Genomic DNA, 17,471 nt, shown 5'->3' with positions numbered 1-17,471 from the left:
GGAGAAGCTCACGAACCCGAATGCTGAAAAGCCGAAATCCAGGCGCCGATGCTCGTTTGCAGCTCCGTATCCTGAACCGCAATCCGAACGTCGACCCCGTCATGCGCGTCACCGCGCACCACGTTTAAATGCTCAGGAAGTGCGGCGCAGATGGCCGCAACGAGATCGGCCGCCCCGCTGATCTCGATCCGCGTCGTGCCATCGGTTCCCATCAACTGGGTCAGCTTGTCGACCAGCGCAGCCTGCATATTGGCGCGAACCGCTTCGACGATGACCGGCTTCAGCGCGTCCGCCACTTTCGACGAAATATGCCCCGACATCCGGTCGAGCCCACCCAAAATGGCTGTTCGCATCGCCACAGCCTCTTCCTCGACCCAGCGCCGGCGTTCATCCGCCAATCGTTCCTCGAAATGCGCGCGCTCGGTGGCGAGAAGCTGTTCGCCCTCCTGCAAGGCCGCGGTGCGCCCTTCCAGCAAACCCTGCTCGCGGCTTTCGGCGACGCGCAAGGCACAATCCTGCTCGGAAATTCCTGCCGCGGTTTCCTTCAACGCCATCGCTAGGTCCACGAGACTTGGACGGGCGGGCACGGATTCCATGCGACTGAGATAAAGCGCCACCGGCACGGTCTTCACGCCGCCACCCTATGGTTCATCCATTGTTTGAGAACCGCCACTGATTGGGTTTCGTCGAGCGCGATGATCTGCTCCAGCCGCGCACGGGCCGCATGGATCGGCTGAGCCATCGGATCGGGCAAAGGCGGCGCCAGATCCAGCGTCGGCACCGACGAGGCCATCGTTCGATCCTCGATCCGCATCTGGCTCGCTTCATTGGTCAGAAGCGGCGTCTGCGGTTCCTCCGCCGGTTCGGCAACCGCCAGCAAGGCACGGGTCGCCGGGCGCACGCCAAAGAACAGAACCAACCCGATCGCCAGCAGCGTGACGAGAGAATTGATAAGCGTACCGGCATATCGGCCCAGAATATCCATCACCCCCTGGCCACTGGTTCCAGGATCGAGATCACGATCGATGGCGACGAAATCGACGACGCTCACCTTCACCGTGTCGCCGCGATCGCGCCGAGCGCCCGAAGCCGTAGCGACGATCTGTTCGATTTCCGCCGCCCGGGCGGCGATTTGTTCCGCCGTCAGCTTGCCATCACCAGCCAGACTGGCGCGGTTGATGACGACGGCAACCGACAAGGCATCGACCGTATAGCCGCCGCTGACCGTGGTCGTCGTCTTCGAGGAAATCTCATAGTTGGTGAGTTCCTCGCGCTTCTGATTTTCTTCGTTCGACTGTTTGTTGTCGCCGTTGCGGCCGCGATCCTGCTGCTGTTGCGGCAGATTGCGATCGACGCTGGTCGCCTGCTGCTGGCTGGTCGAATTCTGCGACTGCTGATTTTCCTTGATGACGCGGACCGAGCGCTCCACCCGCGATTCCGGATTGTAGACGGTTTCGTTGGTCTGGCGCCGGTCGGTATTCAGCCGCGTTGAGACGCTGATCTGAAAGTTCTTCGGGCTCAGATAAGGCGAAAGCGTCTTGCGGATATTGTCCTGAATTTCCTTCGAGACGGACCGCTCCAGGCCGCGCAGGCGCCCCGGCGCCGCATCGGATTCGCTTTCAGACGATGTCAGCACGGTGCCGTCGCTGTCGATGACCGTGACATGCTCGGTCAGCATGCCCGGAACGGCAGCGGCCACCAGATGACGGATCGCGGCGGCAATGGCCGCGTCATTGGTCGCGTCGGTGCGGATCGCCACGGAAGCCGACGGCGTCTGCCGGCCGCGCCGGAAGGTGCCTTCGTCGCCCATGACGATATGCACCCGGGCCGCCTTGACCCCGCGCATGAACTGGATCGTTCGGGCGAGTTCGCCCTCGGCCGCGCGCACGCGGGTGACTTCCTGCATGAACGAGGTCAGGCCGAAGGAACCGACCTTGTCGAACAGCTCATAACCGGCGTTGGCCCCGCTCGGCAGACCCTTTTCGGCCAGCAGCATGCGCGCCCGGGCCGTCTGGCCATAACGTGCATAGACGGTCGTCCCATCGGAGCCGATGTCGAAGCCGATCCCGGCTTCCGTGAGCGCCGTGCTGATTCGGGTGACGTCCTGCCGATCGAGACCGGCATACAGCACTTCGAACGAAGGGCGGCTCATCTGGTAGCCGACCAGCCCCGTGGCGATGAAAACCGACGCGCCGACCATGGCCAGCGCGATCAACCGGCGTCGGCCGAGCCCCAAAAGGCTGTTCCACAGCCGTTCAACCTGTTCCGTGACCCCATTCACAAGCCGATTCCACCTGCTGGTAAAACGATCTTGTTGGACAGTTCACGCTGAAGCTTGTGCGAGGATTGAAACTGAAAAAGCCGCGCTGTTTCCAGCGCGGCTTTCTATTGGTTTAGTCAGCGATCTTAGCGGAAGAGGCTCAGGATCATCTGGGTGTTCTGATTCGCGATCGACATCGACTGAACGCCGAGCTGCTGCTGGACCTGGAGGGCCTGCAAGCGGGTCGATTCCTTGTTCATGTCGGCATCCACGAGCGAACCAATGCCGCTGGTGATGGCGTCCGACAGCTGCGACACGAAGGTCTGCTGGATCGAGATACGGGTCTTGACCGAACCCATGGTCGAAGCGGCGGCCGTGATTTCGCCGAACGCGGTGTCGGCCATCTTGATGTAGTTGGCCATCGTCGCCTGGTCGGCAGTCGAATCGGTCAGAGCCGAGATGTCCATCGTGGCGATCGAGGTGGTGTCGGTGCCGATGGTCCGCTCTTTATCGAGAATGCCGCCGGTCGCGCCGGTGGCGGCAGCGTCATAAAGCGCGGTCTTCGAGGCGTCGAGATCGATCGTGCCGATCGAAACGGCGCCGGTGCTGTCCTTGGTGAAGGAAGCGATGGTCTTCTTGGTCGCGCTGTAGTCGGTCGCGCCGGAGTCGACGGAAACCCAGTTCTGACCGGAAACGGCGGCGGAATCGGCAACGCTCTTCAGCTGCTTCTGCAGCTGCGCGATGTCGGCCTGCACAGCGGTGCGGTCGACGCCTGGCTGAGAAGCGGTGACGAGCTTCGCCTTGATCTGCGAAACCAGATCCTTCGACGAGTTCAGAGCCGCCATGCCGACATCGACAGTCGCGGCGCCGAGGTTCAAGGCGTCCGTAACCGACGAATTCGCATCGTTGTCGGACTTCATCTTGGTGGCGATCGTCCAATAAGCAGCGTTATCAGCGGCGCTGGTGACGCGCAGACCGGTCGAAATGTGCGATTGGGTCGTGGCCAAGTCCTTGGACGTCTGCGTCAACGTCTGCAAGGCGATCATCGCGGAATTGTTGGTGAGAAGGCTAGCCATAACTGATGTCCCTTTGAACTGAACTAACGTGGGGGACATTCCGGACTTGCACCGGTATAGCAGGGCGACATCATGCCTTTGGGCCCGGATTCATCCAGGAGCCACAACCTGCTATCTGCGCAGAGTACGTATCAGAGTCTTAATAAGTCCTCAACGCGGATCGGAGCCGCTCTGAGAGTTTTTCATACGACCGATCGGACCAGGCTGCCCACCAGCATGTTCCAGCCGTCGATCAGGACGAAGAACAACACTTTCACCGGTAAGGCGATCACCGAGGGCGGCATCATCATCATGCCCATCGACATGGTAAGCGTAGCCACGATCATGTCGATGACCAGAAACGGAATGGCGATGAGAAAACCGATTTCGAATCCCCGGCGCAGTTCCGAGATCATGAAGGCCGGGATCAGAATACGGAAATCGACCACGTCTTCGCTGGTAACCTTAAATTTCTCGCGCGCGAGTTCGGAAAACAGCTTGAGATCCTTCTCGCGCACCTGCGCCAGCATGAATTCGCGGAACGGCGTCGAGATGCGAACCATCGCTTCTTGTTCCGTGATGCTGTTTTCCATCAGCGGACGCACGCCATTTTCCCAGGCGCGGTCGAATGTCGGCGTCATGACATAGAAGGTCATGAAGAGCGCAAGACTGATGAGGATAATATTGGATGGCGTGCTTTGCAGGCCGATCCCCGACCGCAGAAACGACAGCGCGACGACGAAGCGCGTGAAACTGGTCACCATGATGAGCAGGCCCGGCGCCACTGACAGGACCGTCAGCACCGCAAAGATCTGGATCATCCGCCCGCTGACCGAACTACCGGCACCCGGCAGCAGCTTGTCGAGATCCAGCGTTTGCGCCTGCGCATCCGCAGCATACAGCAAGAAAAGCGTCAACAGCAGGAGCGGCGCGACCAGACGCTTCATTGGATGACCATGGTGTGAATGATGAGTTCGCGGACACGTCCCTTGGACCGAATAGCCGCACGCTCGGCCAGATCCTGCCGCAAGTGCTGCAACCCGATGGCGCCTTGGACCTGAGCAATGGAAATGGTGCGCAGATAGGCCAGGAAATCGCCGGTGATCTCGCGCGCCAGCACGTCCGTATCTGGCTGGCTCGGATTATCCATGACCACGGCGGCCTCGAGACGGATCCAGGCATCTTCCGGCGCGCCCAAATTGGTCACCATCGGCGCCAATTCCACCAGGTTCGAAAATGCCCGGCTGGCGGGCCGCGGCTTGGCGTCTTCCGCCTTCGGCGATTTCGCCACTTCATGGCTGGCCATCGTCTGGATCTGCGAACTGATGAGCCATCCCCCGCCCAGCGCCGCCGCCGTGATAACAAGCAATCCGAGAATGAACATGATGCCGGAAGGACCGCGTTTCGGCTCCCCTTCCTTGACCGTTACTTTCGCGACATTCTTGGCCATGAGCCGGTCATCACCTAAAACGGGCGCGCCAGATCGTAGATCTGCTGTCCCCAATTGGGCTGCTGCACTTCCATCACGCGGCCACGCCCGCCATAGGACACACGCGCTTCGGCGATTTTGTCGTAGGAGATCGTATTGTCGCGGGCGATGTCGGTCGGCCGCACGATGCCTGCCAGGTTGAGCAGGCGTAGTTCATAATTGACGCGGATTTCCTGCGACCCGGAAATCAGCAAATTGCCGTTGGGCAGAACCTGAGTGACGATCGCCGCCACCGAAAGCTGGATCTTTTCGGAGCGATCGATATTGCCCTGCCCCTTCGTCGACGACTTCGAGTCGACCTCCACATCCAAAGTGCCGGACTTCGTCCACCCGAACAGGCTGAACAGCGCGGCCATATTGTTGGAAATCTTGGCTTCCTTGGAACGATCGGTCGTATTGCCGAGCGTTGCCTTGTCGTTGATGGAAATATTGACGGTCAACACGTCGCCGGCGCGCATCGCACGCTGATCGCGGAACAGATCGCCCCGCCCGCTGGCCCACAGCGACCGGCTGCCATAGGCGAGCGAGGGCTGCGGGTACGGCACCGTATAAATGGACGACGTCGCGATATCCTGCTCAAGCCCGGTGCCCACCGCCGTCATCCTGGGCTCGCGACCAAAGTCGTGAATATCGGTCGCACAGCCGCCCAACGCCGCGAGCGCGAGCGCCAGAAACGAGCCTTTCACAAGCGCGCATTCATTTCTTGCTGGCATCGATTGATCCCGTCGTCATCAAATCCGCCAGCTTCGCAGCCTTCACGGCATTCATTTCATTGAGCAACAGGCTTGCCGTCTTGGGGCTGAGCTTGGACAGAATGGCGGCCGCCCCAGCTTCCTCCATGACAGCGAGCTGAGACGAGGCCGCGTCCGGCCGCATGCGCGAATAGATCGCCACGACGCTCTCTTCGGCCCGGCGCCGATACTCGTCCTGCTTTTCCTGCCATAGCGCCAGTTCCGCCCGGCGGGCATCGAGTTCGGCGATGCGCTTGGTGATCTGGCTTTCGAGATCGGTGAGCTGCTGCATCTGCCAGGCGAACCTGAATTCCGAGGCCGCGTTGGAAATGTTGGCGCAGTAATCTTGCGCCAATGTCGGCCGGACCGGCTTGGCGGCAACCGGTTCGACCGCTGCGGCGCGCGGCTCTAGCGCCGCGACGACCGGGCTCGGCGCAGGCGCCGGCACCGTTGCTTTCGCCACAGGCTCGACGAGCGTCGCCGTCTGCTCTTGCGGCATCGGCACGGGCTGAGTGCCGCTCGCTACGGCTTTTGGCTGCCGTGCCGCCCGACGATTGGCGGCGGCCTCCGCTCTCTGAATGGCCCTTGCGCGCGCCTGTGCGGCGCTGATCGCCGGCTTTCCGCCGCGCAACAGATCCAGAGGCCGGCCAGCCGCCACGCGCGCCTGGTCCTGCGCCAATACCGGGCCGGACCAAGAAAGCCCGCAGACCAGCAGACAGGCTCCGGAGAATGCGGCAATCCACCGTGAATGAGAAGGCTTTGGGCTGTGATGCGGCAGCGTCATATCGAAGGTATCGCGTTTCAAGCTTGTGCAAGACTGTCGAATGCAAGACGGGAATTGCGATGTGAAATCCCGCAGCGCTATTGAACGACGAGCTCGGCCTGCAATGCGCCCGAAGATTTGATCGCTTGCAGGATGGCGATGACGCCGGTGGGTTTCACGCCGATCTGATTGAGCCCGCGCACCAACGTCTTCAGGGTCGCGCCGCCAACGAGAGCAATCTGGCCGCCGGATTCATTGACGTCGATATTGGTTTGCGGCGTCACCACCGTCTGCCCACGTGACAGCGGGGCCGGCTGCGAGGCGACCGGCGCTTCCGTGATCCGCACTGACAGATTGCCGTGCGTGACCGCGACCGTCGAAATCTGCACGTCCTGGCCGATCACGATGGTGCCGGAACGGGCATCCACCACGATGCGGGCAACCGTATCGGGCTCGATGACGAGATCGCCGATCTCGGCGAGATAGCGCGTGGTGGTGGTGCGCGGTGGCCGGACCAGCGTGACCGTCCGAAAATCCTTCTCGCGTGCCGTCCGCTTGCCATAGCGCTGCAACGAATAGGCGTTGATGGCATCGGCGACCCGCACCGATGTGGCGTAATCGGGATTTTTCAATGTCAGGCTCAACTGCGAAAAATCCGACAGCTGGCCCGGCACTTCGCGCTCGATGGTGGCGCCATTGGGAATACGCCCCGCCGTCGGCACGCCCTGTGTGACGGTTTCGGCCTGGCCGACAGCCGCCATACCGGTGACGATCAGGGCGCCTTGGGCAACCGCATAGGTCTGGCCATCCGGGCCGTTCAGCGGCGTCATGATCAGCGTTCCGCCCATCAGCGACGTCGCGTCGCCAAGCGAGGACACCGTCACATCCACACGACCGCCCCGCCCGATGGCGGGCGGCAGATCAGCCGTCACGATCACGGCGGCGACGTTGCGGGTGCGCAGCACCGAGCCGCGAATATTGATACCCATCCTGTCGAGCATGGATTGCAGGGACTGCTCGGTGAACACCGAGTTGCGCAGCGTATCGCCGCTGCTTTGCAGGCCGACGACCAAGCCATAACCAACGAGCTGATTGTCACGTAAACCCTGCGGCGCAGTCACATCCTTGATGCGAACCAGCGCTTGGCTCGGCATGGCGAACAGGCAGAGCCCCAGCACCATGAGGAACAGCCGCATCAAAGCCCCCCGACCAGCAGCGATCCGTCCGATTGCACGACTCCGGAGACATTGACGCCGCTGTCGATATTACGCGCCCTGACCAGTTCGCCAGCCGTGCCCGACTGCAACGAAAGACCATAGGTAACGATGACGATGCCGCCGGAGTTGTAGACCAGCCGCACCTGATGCCCGATGGTCACCAGCCGCGGCTCTTCGACCGCGGCGGTTGGAATCAAGTTGCCCGGCAACAAGGTTTGCCGCGCCACTTTGCCGACAAGCTGGGCCCGCGTTTCCGCGATCGCGCCCGATTGCGGCCGATGGGAAATGGAGCGGTTCTCGAGCATGTTTTCTTTGATGACGTCGCGCGGATAGATCACGATCGTCGGAACCGGAACACTGATATCGTCCGCCGCGCAAACAGTGATGCCGGCGGCGAGAAACGCGGCGAGCAAAGCCGCCGCTCCGATCCGACGGGTCACGCGGGAGCGCCCAACAGACATCCGCTTACCTCATGCCCTTGGAGACGGTCGAGGCCATTTCATCCGAAGCCTGAATGACCTTCGAATTCATTTCATAGGCACGCTGCGCCGAGATCAGTTCGGTGATTTCACGCACCGGATCGACGTTCGAGCCCTCGAGATAGCCCTGCTTGATGGTCGCGAAGCCCGGATCACCCGGCACGCCGGTCACCGGCTGGCCGGACGCCACCGTCTGGCGATAGAGATTGCCGCCGAGCGGCGCCAGACCGGATTCGTTGGCGAAATTGGCCAGCGTCAATTGACCCAACTGCTGCGGCGCCGTCTGGCCGCTGAGCGTCACGTTGACGATGCCGGAATCGGAAACGGTGACATCCACCGCATCGGTCGGAATGACCATCGTCGGCGACACCGTATAGCCGTCGAGGGTGACGAGCTGGCCGGTGGCGTTGGTATTGAAGGCGCCCGATCGCGTGTAGAGGATTTCGCCGTCAGGGCCGGTGATCTGGAAGAAGCCGCGCCCCGTCAGGGCAAGGTCCAACTTGTTGCCCGTCGCCGCCAGACTGCCCTGAACGTGCAGGTTGCGGATGGCGGCAGTACGAACGCCAAGACCGACTGAAGCGCCTTCGGGAACGATATTGTCCCGCCCGCGGCTGGAAACACCCTGCAAGCGCTCGGTTTGATACAGCAGATCGGTGAATTCGGCGCGGGCGCGCTTGAAGCCGGTCGTATTGATGTTCGCCATATTGTTGGCGATGACGTCGACGTTCAGTTGCTGCGCATTCATGCCGGTGGCGGCAATGGCGAGGGATCGCATGAGAACTCCTAGATCGAGAGGCGGCTAATTTCTTGGTAGGCGCTCACAAGCTTGTCGCGCACGGCGACCGTCGTCTGCAGCGTCCGCTCGGCGGCGAGAATGGATTCGACCGCTTGCTGAGCGGAGATTTTATTGCCGATCGCGGCGACCGACACGTGTTCCGCCGACTTCAGAGTCTGCACCGCCTCGCCGGAAAGCTGCGTCAGCAATTGACCGAAGTCGGAAACGCCAGCCTGCCCTTCCGTCACCTGTTTGACGGCATCGGCGCCGCCCAAGGCATTCGGCGTCGCAACGCTGCCGAAGCCCGTTACCGAATTCACAAAAGGAGTTCCAACAGCCACGATTACGCCCCACTCTTCAGAAGATCGATCGTCATCGAGAACAATTCCCGCGACTGTTTGTAGGTTTGCAAATTGGCCTGATAGGACCGGTTGGCTTCACGCATGTCGGCCATTTCGATCAGCGGATCGACATTGGGCAGCTTGACGTAGCCGTTCTCGTCGGCCGCCGGATGGCCCGGATTGCGCTCCAGCCGGAACGGCGAATTGTCGACACCAATGCTCTTGGTGCGCATCAGTGAGGCGCCCGAAGCGCGGTCCAATTCGCTCTCGAAGGTGATGGTCTTGCGAGCGTAAGGATCGGCGCCGGGAGTATTTCCGGTCGATTCCGCATTCGCCACGTTCTCGGAAATGACGCGCAGCCGGTTCGATTGCGCCTGCAAACCGCTCGATGCGATTTTGAAAGACGCCTGCAACGGATCAATCATGATTATGCCTTCATCGAGGTGAGCAGCATTTTGTGGAATGCCTTCACAATGTTGGTATTCAAAGCGTAGTCGCGATTCACGGCGCCGGCTTTGACCATCTCTTCTTCGATATTGACCGAATTGCCCGAGACCGTGACGTCGGCTCCCGATGAAGCCCTCGCCGCCGACGCCTGCGTCGCGAACGAGCCGGTCGACATATGTCCCGGCTTGGTGGTGGCGACGGCAACATCCATTTTCTCAAGAATGTCAGAGAACGGCTGCACGTCGACCGCCCGATAACCGGGCGAATTGGCATTGGCGATGTTCGTCGAGATCGCGGCCTGGCGGGCGGTCAACCATTCGTTGCGCCGCGAAGCCAGCGCGAATAACTGGAGTGCCTCCGTTGTCATACTATACGAGCCTCGCGCCTCTTCCATATCAGCACCATGAGCATGTCCGCTCAAACTTGCCCGAGGCTGGCGCCAGCCCCAGTCCCCGCGCCAGGCGGGAAAGCCGACGCAAGCTCCACGAAAGCTTGAGTAGCCTAACTAAGCTGGGGCGTGTTTGGACACCTCATGCCAGGCCGTCGTGGAGGCGCGCCTTCCAGCCCTAGTTGGGCCAAGGCGCTTCGGTGATTGCGCCAGAAACGAAAGAATATGACCATGAGCAGCATACTGACCAACAATGCCGCGATGATCGCCCTGCAGACGTTGACGCAAACGTCGAAGGACATGACCACGACGCAATCGCACATTTCGACGGGCCTGCGCGTCACCAGCGCCGCCGACAACGCCGCCTACTGGACGATCGCCACCAAGATGAAGTCCGACAACGATGTGAATTCGTCGATCACGGACGCACTCAACCTGGGCAGCTCGACGATCGATGTTGCCATCGCAGCGATGAATTCATCGAAGGATTTGATTTCGCAGATCAAGGCGAAGCTCGTCACCGCCGCTCAGCCGGGCGTCGACCGCACCGCCGTGCAGGCCGATATCGCGCAGTTGCAGAAGCAGTTGAAGAGCGTCTCGGACTCCGCCGCCGTCTCCGGGCAAAACTGGGTTTCCGTCGATTCCGCCGCCACCGGCTACAATCCGGTCAAGAGCACGTTGGCCTCGATGTCCCGCGACACAAGCGGGACGCTGACACTCGGCACGATCGACATCGACGTCACGAACATCGCGCTCTTCGACGCCGCCACCTCGGGCGCCACCGGCGGCATTCTCGACAAGGACCGCACCGTCGGCACGACCACCGCCAACCTCGCCACCCTCGACGTCTCGGCGCTGACCGATTCCGCCGCCGATAGCGCAACCCTGGCGGACTATATCAAGATCGCCGACGAGACGCTGGATGACGTGACGACCGCCGCTTCGAACCTCGGATCGGTCAAATCGCGCATCTCGGCGCAGCAGACCTTCATCTCGCAATTGTCGGATGCTATCACCAGCGGCGTCGGCTCGCTGGTCGATGCGGACATGAACAAGGAATCGACCAAGCTGCAGGCTCTGCAGGTGCAGCAGCAATTGGGTGTTCAGTCGCTGTCGCTCGCCAACCAGAGCACGCAGCTGATCCTGAGACTGTTCGGCAACGGCTAAGAGCCAGGCACCTAAAATAAAACCCATTGGCACCAGCGGGCCAATGGGTGACACGACGATCGCGTTTCTCCTGAAACGCGATTTTCTTTTTAATGGACTTCTTTCTCGCTGGCGCCGCTCCGGCGGACCGCCCAGCTCAAGGCTTCCTTCGCCAACCGCTCGAAGGTCGCGCTGTCGATGCGTTGACCGGTTTGTTCGGCGACGACAAGCGCTTCGCGCGCTGCCACGGTCAGCAGCAACGTCACGGTCGCGTTGGAAATCACATCCAGATTGAGGGCGCCATCGCGGGCCAAAAGAGCGTTCTCACGGACGACGTTGGTCAGCGCGTCGTCGATGTGCTGCAGATGCTCGCGCTCTGGGCCCTTTATGGATTGCAAATCAGAGATACAAGCGAATGGCATATAGATAGGCCCCTCTGCAATCAAATTAGTATATAAACAACGCGCAACAGGAAAAGTTCAGGCCTTCCGTATAATAAAAATTAACAATGAACGCCACCAACCCGGCACTGCACAAGCCACGTTAACAAGTTCGCCCGCTCCACGTTTCCATCTCTTCTGAGAATGATTTGACCAGCCGAAGCCGCGCGTATCAAGCGCAATCATCAGGCAGGCTTTGCCTCTCTAACTAAGCTCGTGGAAGTGTTGGTAAAAGATGCGCACCAAATGGGCGGATTTGGGTCATCCAACGGCAGTCTGCTCGGGCACCGACAAATTCAAATCGAGCCAAAGTGAGAATCACCGATGCGGTGAGTGGTGGGCCGAGCAGGACTCGAACCTGCAACCAGACCGTTATGAGCGGCCGGCTCTAACCATTGAGCTATCGGCCCGGAGAGCAAGGCTATCAAGCCGCGCCCACGGGTGCGCCGCAGGTATATTCGATTGCGCGCAGCAAGCAAATTATCTTGTAAATCATCCGTATAAATCAGGTGGTCGATGCCTTAGAGTCTTTTACCGTTTCTTTGAAACGGTGAAAGACTTCAGGCTCTTGTTTTGACGCGTTTTCTTCACGCGAACCGGAATCCACTTCGCTCGAAAACGCCTCAGCCGTCATGCTTGGGAATCGGGCGGGGCCGGCCATTATCGTCGACGGCGACGAAGGTGAAGGTCGCTTCCGTCACCTTGTCGCGCTGCGTGGTCTGGAAACGCTGCGCCCAGGCCTCCATGCGGATTTTCATCGACGTGCGGCCGATGCTTTCGATCTCGTGATAAATTTCAAGTACGTCGCCGACCTTCATCGGCGCGATGAAGACCATCGAATCGACCTTGACGGTAACGACGCGGCCCTGCGCCCGCTCGACGCCGGCGATGCCGCCGGCTTGGTCCATCCGCGACATGACCCAGCCGCCGAAAATATCGCCATTGGCATTGGTGTCGGCCGGCATGGCGATGGTGCGCACGGTGAGCTGCCCGGTCGGCGCTGTCTGCTTCGGCTGTTTGGAGGAAGTGGGGGCCGTCATGGTCTGCTCCGGGCGGAAATCGCCAGAGGCGATTGTGCCGATCGGCGCCAGCCGATCAAGCGCAAGAAATCAGCAAGCGGTAAAACGTCGCTGGACTTAGAGCGTTTTCGAGCGAAATGGATACCGGTTCGCGTGAAGAAAACGCGTCAAAACAGGAGCCGGAAGTCTTTCACCGTTTCAATGAAACGGTGAAAGACTTTAGAGCGGCATCCGGGCATTACGCAGGTCGATGATCTGCTTGCCCTTGAAGAAGGTCATCTCGACCGCTTCTTCCATCGAGCCAAAGGCATCGGCGCGGATGAATTTTTCTTCCGTGCCATCGCTGCCGACGATGACGCCGCACAATTGATAGCGCCCGCCGTTCTCAAACGGCGTGGCGCGAATGGTAAAGCCGCTATGCTCGATCTCCTGAGCCGGCGCCGGCGGCTTATCGCTGGCGCCGCCGATGCCGAAGAGCTTTTTCAAAAGCGACATGGGAAGAGCCTCACGCTAGCACTTTCGACTGACCACCGGTTCACAACGGCAAATCGCGTTGCGCGATTTGCTTTAGTTGTCGAGGAAGCTGCGCAGCTTGCGCGAGCGCGATGGGTGCTTCAGCTTGCGTAGCGCCTTGGCTTCGATCTGGCGGATGCGTTCGCGCGTCACCGAGAACTGCTGGCCGACTTCTTCCAGCGTGTGGTCGGTGTTCATGCCGATGCCGAAGCGCATGCGCAGCACGCGCTCTTCGCGCGGCGTCAGCGAAGCGAGCACGCGCGTCGTCGTCTCACGCAGGTTCGACTGGATCGCCGCATCGATCGGCAGGATCGCGTTCTTGTCCTCAATGAAATCGCCGAGATGCGAATCTTCCTCGTCGCCAATCGGCGTTTCGAGCGAGATCGGCTCCTTGGCGATCTTCAGCACCTTGCGCACCTTCTCGAGCGGCATGGCAAGCTTTTCGGCCAGTTCTTCCGGCGTCGGCTCGCGGCCGATCTCATGCAGCATCTGCCGGCTGGTACGAACGATCTTGTTGATCGTCTCGATCATGTGCACGGGAATGCGGATGGTGCGCGCCTGATCGGCGATCGAACGGGTGATCGCCTGACGAATCCACCAGGTCGCATAGGTTGAGAACTTATAGCCGCGGCGATATTCGAATTTATCGACCGCCTTCATCAGGCCGATATTGCCTTCTTGAATCAGGTCGAGGAATTGCAAGCCACGGTTGGTGTATTTCTTGGCGATCGAAATCACGAGGCGCAGATTGGCCTCGACCATCTCTTTCTTGGCCTGACGGGCTTCGCGTTCGCCCTTCTGCACCATCTGCACGATCTTGCGGAATTCCTGGATTTCCAGGCCCGTCTCGGTCGCCAGATTGTGGATGTCGGCGCGCATATCCTTGATGCGGTCCTTCTCGACGGCGACGAAGCCCTTCCAGCCCTTGCCGCCGAGCTTGGAGATGCGCAGCACCCATTTCGGATCGAGTTCTCCGCCCTGGTAATTGCGCAGAAAATCCTCGCGGCCCACGCCATGGCTCTCGGCCAGACGCATCAGCCGCAGTTCAAGGCCGATGAGCCGCTTGTTGATGTCATAGAGCTGCTCGACCAGGGCCTCGATCCGGTTCTGGTTCAGCGACAGCGATTTGACGTCGACGACGATCTCTTTCTTGAGCGTCTTGTACTTGCGCTCCTGCGCCGGCGTCAGCGCTTCGTTCTTGAGCTTGTTCTCGACGTTCTGATCCTGCAGGCGGCGCAGCTTCTTATAAGCCGAAGCGACGCGGTCGAACGTCTCAAGCACCTTCGGCTTCAGCTCCGCTTCCATCGCCGACAGCGACACGGAATTTTCCATATCGTCTTCGTCATCGAAGGACTCTTCGCCCGCCGGCTTCTCGCCTTCCTCGTCGTCGCCGGAAGCGGCACGCTGCGCGGCGCGATTGGCGGCGGCCTGCTGCTGTTCCTGCTGGCGCGCGGCAAGCGCTTCCTGGGCGCCCGGCGCCGTCATGTCGATCTTCGGCGTGTTCTTGCCGTCCGGGCCGGCATAGGTCGCTTCGAGGTCGATGATGTCACGCAGCAGAACCTTGCCGTCGTTGAGTTCGTCGCGCCAGATGATGATCGCTTGGAAGGTCAGTGGGCTTTCGCAGAGACCCGCGATCATCGCTTCACGGCCAGCCTCGATGCGCTTGGCGATGGCGATTTCGCCTTCGCGCGACAACAGCTCCACTGAGCCCATTTCGCGCAGATACATGCGCACCGGATCATCGGTGCGATCGGCAGGCTCGGCCTTGGTCGTCGCGACGACGGCCGTGGCGCGCGCGGTCTCGACGAGGTCGCCGCCATCGGCTTCCTCTTCGCCCCCTTCCTCGCTCTCGCCTTCTTCGGCGTCCTCGGAATCGACGACGTTGATGCCCATTTCATTGAGCATCGCGTAAATGTCTTCGATCTGGTCGGAAGACACTTCCTCCGACGGCAACACCGCGTTCAACTCGTCATGGGTGACGAAGCCGCGCTTCTTGGCGGCCTTGATCATCTTCTTGACGGCGGCGTCGGAGAGATCGAGCAAAGGACTGTCGGTCGTCTCAACGACTGCGGTTTCGCCTTCGCGCTTCTCTTCGTCCTTCTTTGCCATCTCGCACTCCAATCACACCGCTTCCGCATTCACATGCGCGCGGGACAATCTCACGGAAAATTCCACATCGGGATCGCCTTTGCAGGCGATTCGCTCCATTCACCATTCCTGATGCGGACTTAAGCCCGCCTTAACCACAACTCCACGCGCTATCCGTGGACGCAAATTACACTGCCCGGCCCAATCGCCCGGACATGAAACCGAACCCTTCCAGTGCGGCCTCACGGCCGTCGATGGTTGAAAGCTCCGACTGAATTTCCCTGAGGCGGGCGACGTTCTCTTCGGTGGCGTCCTCGGCAAGCGCTAATTCAGCCGATTTCAGCTCTCTATTTAACGCTAAGGCCCGCCGATGCAAGACCAGCGCCTGCTGCAGAGCCACTTCTGCGTCCTCCAGGGCCGCTTCCGGCTTCAGGACCCAGACGGAGGATACGCCAACCATGGCCTCGGCCTTATGCAGATCCCCTGCCAAGCCCATGTCATTCAGGGCGGCCCGCACCTCAATGTCGCTCTCCAGCCGGTCGGCCGCGAGCGCCGCCAAGGCATCGCGCAGGCGGCCAGCGTCCTTGCTGGTACATTCCAGGCCAGCCAAATCCTCGATATGCCGGGCGAGCAGGTCCGGATGATTGGCAAGCAGCAGCAAAATGGTCGCTTCCCGGGCCGGAATGCCCCCCGTCCGGGTGAAAAGCACTGATTTTGCGATGCCGGAACTCACCCCCGGCGACTGAAAGCGGTAGCCCTGAGGGGTTCCCGGCGGCTGGAACCGCCCACCCTGCGCCCGCCCGGTCGCGCCACGGCGCTGGCCCGGCTGGAACGGCGCCCGCCCGCCGCCACGGCGCGGCCCGAGCAAATCGTTCAGACGCGCCCGCATTTCGTCGAGATAATAGCGCCGCAAGGTCTCATCGGCGATCGAGCGGACGATAGTGTCGAGCCTGCGTTCAAGCGCCGCACGGCGCTCGGGCGTGTCGAGCGGCCCCGCCTCGCTCTCGCGTGTCCACAGCACCTCGGCCAAAGGCCGCGACGCCGTCAGAACGGCGGCGACCGCCTCCTGGCCGCCGCTGCGGGCAAGATCGTCCGGATCCTGCCCATCAGGCAGAAAGGCAAAGCGCAGGCTCTTGCCGGGTCCGATCAAGGGCAGAGCCGTGTCGATGGCCCGATAGGCCGCCTTGCGCCCGGCCTTGTCGCCGTCGAAACACAGAATCGGCTCTTCGGCCATGCGCCACAGCAGTTCGCACTGGTCAGGCGTCAGCGCCGTACCGCAGGACGCCACCACATTACCGAAGCCGACGCCGGTCATGGCGATGACGTCGACATAGCCCTCCACCGCGATCACCTGGCCATTGGCATCATGGGCGGCCTTACGGGCATTGTGATGGTTGTAGAGTACCGAACCCTTGTGAAAGAGCGGTGTTTCCGGCGAATTCAGATATTTGGCTGGAACATCCTTTTCCAGCGCCCGGCCGCCGAAGGCGATCACCTTGCCGGAACGGTCGCAGATCGGGAACATCACCCGGTCGCGGAACCGATCGTAGGGCACGGCGATATCCTCACCGTGAATCAGCATGCCGGCTTCGATCATGGTCTCGGCGGTGGCGCCCTTACCGGCCAGATAGTCACGCAGGGCGAATTTTTCGTCCGGCGCATAGCCGAGCCGGAACTGTTTCTGCACCGACGCGCCCATGCCGCGCCCGGCCAGATAGCCACGCGCCTTGGCGCCGCCGCGCGCCTGCAACTGCTCCTCGAAGAATTTGGCCGAAAGCTCCAAAACCTCCTGCAGCGTGGCTCTTTTCTTCTCGCGCTCGATATTTTCCGGCGTCGATTTCGGCAGGGCGACGCCCGCTTCCGCCGCCAGACGCTCCACCGCCTCGGGAAAGGTCAGGCCTTCGGTGCGCATGACGAAGTCGAAAATGTTGCCGTTCTGGCCCGACGAGAAATCGAACCAGGCCATTTTCTGGTCGTTGACGAAAAAGGACGGCGACTTTTCTTGTGTGAACGGCGACAAACCACTGAATTCACGGCCAGATTTCTTCAACTGCACGCGTTTACGCACGACTTCCGATACAGGAAGCCGCGCCTTGATCTCCTCGAGCAGGGACGGTGTAAATCGCATCAGCGCTGGTCTCGCCTGGCCAGGATAAAGCCTTGCATCCGCAGAGTCCTCATATTGTGCGCTTTTCCCCGCTTTCCAGCGGTGCAAATCCGTCATCGGGAAGTTTCTTTCCCCTGCGATATTAAGCAGCGACGACGGAAATACTTGCGGTAAAGCCAAATTTGCGTGTCAAATCAACGTGGGGCCATTTGG

The 17,471-nt window shown here is 60.9% G+C and carries 19 protein-coding genes and 1 tRNA gene; 1 reads left to right on the top strand and 19 read right to left on the bottom strand.

What is annotated here, in order from left to right; translation table 11 throughout:
* Window positions 1-8 precede the first annotated feature (8 nt).
* The 13 genes from OIM99_RS10125 to flgB form a co-directional block, all read right to left on the bottom strand.
* Window positions 9-632, bottom strand: coding sequence for a hypothetical protein (locus OIM99_RS10125; protein WP_311850216.1), 624 nt, complete (start codon window positions 630-632; stop codon window positions 9-11).
* Complete coding sequence (gene fliF / locus OIM99_RS10120) at window positions 629-2,281, bottom strand: flagellar basal-body MS-ring/collar protein FliF (protein WP_311850215.1); 1,653 nt, start codon at window positions 2,279-2,281, stop codon at window positions 629-631. Before fliF ends, OIM99_RS10125 begins: the two co-directional genes overlap by 4 nt.
* 125 nt (window positions 2,282-2,406) lie before the next feature.
* Entirely contained in the window at window positions 2,407-3,336 is a 930-nt protein-coding gene (locus tag OIM99_RS10115; protein WP_311850214.1) for a flagellin, read from the bottom strand.
* Window positions 3,337-3,518: 182 nt separating this feature from the next.
* Window positions 3,519-4,262, bottom strand: coding sequence for a flagellar type III secretion system pore protein FliP (gene fliP / locus OIM99_RS10110; RefSeq protein ID WP_311850213.1), 744 nt, complete (start codon window positions 4,260-4,262; stop codon window positions 3,519-3,521).
* A complete protein-coding gene (gene fliL / locus OIM99_RS10105; protein WP_311850212.1) occupies window positions 4,259-4,765 on the bottom strand; it encodes a flagellar basal body-associated FliL family protein in 507 nt (168 codons plus the stop codon). The genes fliP and fliL overlap by 4 nt, the downstream gene beginning before the upstream one ends.
* 14 nt (window positions 4,766-4,779) lie before the next feature.
* Window positions 4,780-5,517: a flagellar basal body L-ring protein FlgH gene (gene flgH / locus OIM99_RS10100; RefSeq protein WP_311850211.1), complete on the bottom strand. Its 738-nt coding sequence runs from the start codon at window positions 5,515-5,517 to the stop codon at window positions 4,780-4,782.
* The gene (locus tag OIM99_RS10095; RefSeq protein ID WP_311850210.1) at window positions 5,501-6,193 is read right to left on the bottom strand and encodes a hypothetical protein; all 693 of its coding nucleotides are present in this window, start codon (window positions 6,191-6,193) and stop codon (window positions 5,501-5,503) included. Before OIM99_RS10095 ends, flgH begins: the two co-directional genes overlap by 17 nt.
* Window positions 6,194-6,396: 203 nt before the next feature.
* Window positions 6,397-7,494: a flagellar basal body P-ring protein FlgI gene (gene flgI / locus OIM99_RS10090; protein WP_311850209.1), complete on the bottom strand. Its 1,098-nt coding sequence runs from the start codon at window positions 7,492-7,494 to the stop codon at window positions 6,397-6,399.
* The gene (gene flgA, locus OIM99_RS10085) at window positions 7,494-7,955 is read right to left on the bottom strand and encodes a flagellar basal body P-ring formation chaperone FlgA (RefSeq protein WP_311850208.1); all 462 of its coding nucleotides are present in this window, start codon (window positions 7,953-7,955) and stop codon (window positions 7,494-7,496) included. Before flgA ends, flgI begins: the two co-directional genes overlap by 1 nt.
* Window positions 7,956-7,980: 25 nt before the next feature.
* On the bottom strand, window positions 7,981-8,769 hold the full coding sequence (gene flgG / locus OIM99_RS10080) for a flagellar basal-body rod protein FlgG (protein WP_311850207.1): 789 nt from the start codon (window positions 8,767-8,769) through the stop codon (window positions 7,981-7,983).
* 8 nt (window positions 8,770-8,777) lie between these two features.
* A complete protein-coding gene (locus tag OIM99_RS10075; RefSeq protein ID WP_311850206.1) occupies window positions 8,778-9,089 on the bottom strand; it encodes a flagellar hook-basal body complex protein FliE in 312 nt (103 codons plus the stop codon).
* 23 nt (window positions 9,090-9,112) lie between these two features.
* Window positions 9,113-9,535, bottom strand: coding sequence for a flagellar basal body rod protein FlgC (flgC, locus tag OIM99_RS10070; protein ID WP_311850205.1), 423 nt, complete (start codon window positions 9,533-9,535; stop codon window positions 9,113-9,115).
* 2 nt (window positions 9,536-9,537) lie between these two features.
* Window positions 9,538-9,951: a flagellar basal body rod protein FlgB gene (gene flgB, locus OIM99_RS10065; RefSeq protein ID WP_311850204.1), complete on the bottom strand. Its 414-nt coding sequence runs from the start codon at window positions 9,949-9,951 to the stop codon at window positions 9,538-9,540.
* Window positions 9,952-10,176: 225 nt separating this feature from the next.
* Between flgB and OIM99_RS10060 the strand changes: the two genes are divergently transcribed.
* A complete protein-coding gene (locus OIM99_RS10060) occupies window positions 10,177-11,112 on the top strand; it encodes a flagellin (RefSeq protein WP_311850203.1) in 936 nt (311 codons plus the stop codon).
* A gap of 89 nt (window positions 11,113-11,201) precedes the next feature.
* Here the strand turns inward: OIM99_RS10060 and OIM99_RS10055 are convergent, their stop codons facing one another.
* The 6 genes from OIM99_RS10055 to dnaG all read right to left on the bottom strand — a co-directional run bounded on the left by OIM99_RS10055 (window position 11,202) and on the right by dnaG (window position 17,279).
* The gene (locus tag OIM99_RS10055) at window positions 11,202-11,489 is read right to left on the bottom strand and encodes a hypothetical protein (RefSeq protein WP_311850202.1); all 288 of its coding nucleotides are present in this window, start codon (window positions 11,487-11,489) and stop codon (window positions 11,202-11,204) included.
* Between the two features lie 376 nt (window positions 11,490-11,865).
* Window positions 11,866-11,941 (bottom strand) — tRNA-Ile (locus OIM99_RS10050).
* A 213-nt stretch (window positions 11,942-12,154) separates the two neighbouring features.
* Entirely contained in the window at window positions 12,155-12,571 is a 417-nt protein-coding gene (locus OIM99_RS10045; protein ID WP_311850201.1) for an acyl-CoA thioesterase, read from the bottom strand.
* Window positions 12,572-12,769: 198 nt separating this feature from the next.
* A complete protein-coding gene (locus tag OIM99_RS10040; RefSeq protein WP_311850200.1) occupies window positions 12,770-13,045 on the bottom strand; it encodes an HlyU family transcriptional regulator in 276 nt (91 codons plus the stop codon).
* A 72-nt stretch (window positions 13,046-13,117) separates the two neighbouring features.
* On the bottom strand, window positions 13,118-15,172 hold the full coding sequence (gene rpoD, locus OIM99_RS10035) for an RNA polymerase sigma factor RpoD (RefSeq protein ID WP_311850199.1): 2,055 nt from the start codon (window positions 15,170-15,172) through the stop codon (window positions 13,118-13,120).
* Window positions 15,173-15,338: 166 nt separating this feature from the next.
* Entirely contained in the window at window positions 15,339-17,279 is a 1,941-nt protein-coding gene (gene dnaG / locus OIM99_RS10030; protein ID WP_311850198.1) for a DNA primase, read from the bottom strand.
* Window positions 17,280-17,471: the final 192 nt, after the last annotated feature.

Source organism: Methylocella sp. CPCC 101449 (genome assembly GCF_031921685.1).
Taxonomy (GTDB): domain Bacteria; phylum Pseudomonadota; class Alphaproteobacteria; order Rhizobiales; family Beijerinckiaceae; genus Terripilifer.
Note: the sequence above shows the minus strand (reverse complement) of the source record. Positions and strands in the feature narration are given on the sequence as shown.

Excerpts from the sequence above, each read along its gene's own strand:
- OIM99_RS10060 (WP_311850203.1), top strand. The coding sequence starts at position 10,177 with ATGAGCAGCATACTGACCAACAATGCCGCGATGATCGCCCTGCAGACG.
- fliL (WP_311850212.1), bottom strand. The coding sequence starts at position 4,765 with ATGGCCAAGAATGTCGCGAAAGTAACGGTCAAGGAAGGGGAGCCGAAA.
- fliP (WP_311850213.1), bottom strand. The coding sequence starts at position 4,262 with ATGAAGCGTCTGGTCGCGCCGCTCCTGCTGTTGACGCTTTTCTTGCTG.
- OIM99_RS10045 (WP_311850201.1), bottom strand. The coding sequence starts at position 12,571 with ATGACGGCCCCCACTTCCTCCAAACAGCCGAAGCAGACAGCGCCGACC.
- flgG (WP_311850207.1), bottom strand. The coding sequence starts at position 8,769 with ATGCGATCCCTCGCCATTGCCGCCACCGGCATGAATGCGCAGCAACTG.
- flgC (WP_311850205.1), bottom strand. The coding sequence starts at position 9,535 with ATGATTGATCCGTTGCAGGCGTCTTTCAAAATCGCATCGAGCGGTTTG.
- flgH (WP_311850211.1), bottom strand. The coding sequence starts at position 5,517 with ATGCCAGCAAGAAATGAATGCGCGCTTGTGAAAGGCTCGTTTCTGGCG.
- flgB (WP_311850204.1), bottom strand. The coding sequence starts at position 9,951 with ATGGAAGAGGCGCGAGGCTCGTATAGTATGACAACGGAGGCACTCCAG.
- rpoD (WP_311850199.1), bottom strand. The coding sequence starts at position 15,172 with ATGGCAAAGAAGGACGAAGAGAAGCGCGAAGGCGAAACCGCAGTCGTT.
- dnaG (WP_311850198.1), bottom strand. The coding sequence starts at position 17,279 with ATGCGATTTACACCGTCCCTGCTCGAGGAGATCAAGGCGCGGCTTCCT.
- OIM99_RS10115 (WP_311850214.1), bottom strand. The coding sequence starts at position 3,336 with ATGGCTAGCCTTCTCACCAACAATTCCGCGATGATCGCCTTGCAGACG.
- OIM99_RS10040 (WP_311850200.1), bottom strand. The coding sequence starts at position 13,045 with ATGTCGCTTTTGAAAAAGCTCTTCGGCATCGGCGGCGCCAGCGATAAG.
- flgI (WP_311850209.1), bottom strand. The coding sequence starts at position 7,494 with ATGCGGCTGTTCCTCATGGTGCTGGGGCTCTGCCTGTTCGCCATGCCG.